The 1,565-nt window shown below is 68.8% G+C and carries 1 protein-coding gene; it reads right to left on the minus strand.

Annotation, left to right across the window (positions count from 1 at the left end; genetic code table 11):
- Positions 1 to 398 precede the first annotated feature (398 nt).
- Positions 399 to 1,565, minus strand: a 1,167-nt coding sequence (locus tag ACFY5C_RS41480; protein WP_389455264.1) for a LacI family DNA-binding transcriptional regulator, incomplete at its 5' end; no start/stop codon positions are given.

Consider the following 1,565-nt stretch of genomic DNA (forward strand, 5'->3'; position numbering starts at 1 on the left):
AAGGCAGCGATCTGTCGGCGGGCCACCAGATACGCCGCTCCGGTGGTTGCCTGGTGGGCGTGAATCTCAGCCTTGCGGCGACGGTCCCTAGTCATCGTGTGCTCCATCTGACGGGACGCCCCACGTCCACCCCGCCGCGGATACTTGGATGACCTGGCGGAACGCTGCTGCGCGATTCGGGGAACCTTGTCTTCGCCGCCATGATGGACGTGGGCCATCATGACTCGGAGCGGGCAGGCGCGATCTGCCATGCACAGCGTACGCCCCTTCCCAACCCGTCCCGGCAAATCGGGGAGATCCGCCGCGCCATACCAGTACCACCGCCAAGACCACCGAACCGCACACGTCGCGCGCTAGAGGGGCTCCATTCGAGGTAACCGGAGCCCGTCTCCCGACCATCAGGCCATCGTCGTGGCGCGAGCGCGCAGCAGCCGATCGAGTACGGCGACCGGCGATCGCGGGTGCAGGCCACGCCGGGCATCGAGCGCCGCATCCCACTGCTCGGTCAGGCCGGCCTTGAGACGCTCGCGCATGCCAGGGGTCACGTGGGCGTAGCGGGCCGAGACCGAGCCGTCGATGTGGCCCATACGCTCGTCCATCAGCACCTTCTCGGTGCCGAGGTCTTCCATGTGCGTGCGATGGGAGTGGCGCAGGCCATGCGGGGTGAGTCCTCTGGCGACGGGCAGCCAGCAGGCGTCGGCCCGGCCACGGGCGTTGCGGCCTCGGACCGGGATGCCGGGCCAAGGCTCGCCGAGCAGCGGGACTGGGCGGGCCTCCTGAGGTGCCTTCTTCGGGTACCAGCCGGAGGTGGCCGGCGCGAACAGCCAGGTGGCGAAGCCGTTGCGGCGCCAGTGGGCGGCGTTCTCCGTCGGGACGCCTCCTCGGACGAACTTCAGCTCGGCTATGGCGCGTTCAACCCGGACGCGGGTGTCCTCTCGTACCCGCTCGGGGTGGTTGAGGACATTGGACACAGTGCCGCTGGAAACCTCCGCGCGACGAGCGACGTCCACGAGCTTGGCGCCCGTGTGCCCACCGGTGCGAGCGGTGCCCTGGCCACGGAACACGTACCTCTTGCCGTGGCAGGCGCACGGCGTCGGCTTCGTACGGGCGATGTGGTCGGCGACCAGGGCCGACAACCAGTCCGTCACGTCGATGCTGCGGTAGCTGTCGTCCTTGGGCGGGCAGCGGATCAGCTCGCCTGAGTCCAGCTCGTACAACTGGTGCTCCACCCGTACGGCGTCAGGTCGTGCGAACTCGGTTTCCAAGCCGACGATTTCGCCCCACCGCATGCCCGTGTATCCCTTGAGGATCACGGCGACGAACTCGTCGTCGCGCCCGGACAGCAGGGCCGCGCGTTCGGCGATGAGCAGCAGGCCGAGCGGATCGGTGATGACCTTCTCGGGTCCCCGGTCACGGGAACGGCCGGCGCGCTTGCCGCGTCCGCGTCGTTTGGTGGCCGGGTTGGCGACGATGAGGCCCTCATCCACGGCGTCGGCCAGGATGAGGTGGAGCGTCGAGCGCCAGGTCTTGACACTGGATGCGGCGTAGACGGACTTCTCCCGCTT

It is taken from the genome of Streptomyces sp. NPDC012935 (genome assembly GCF_042900345.1).
In the GTDB taxonomy this organism is placed as follows: Bacteria; Actinomycetota; Actinomycetes; order Streptomycetales; family Streptomycetaceae; genus Streptomyces.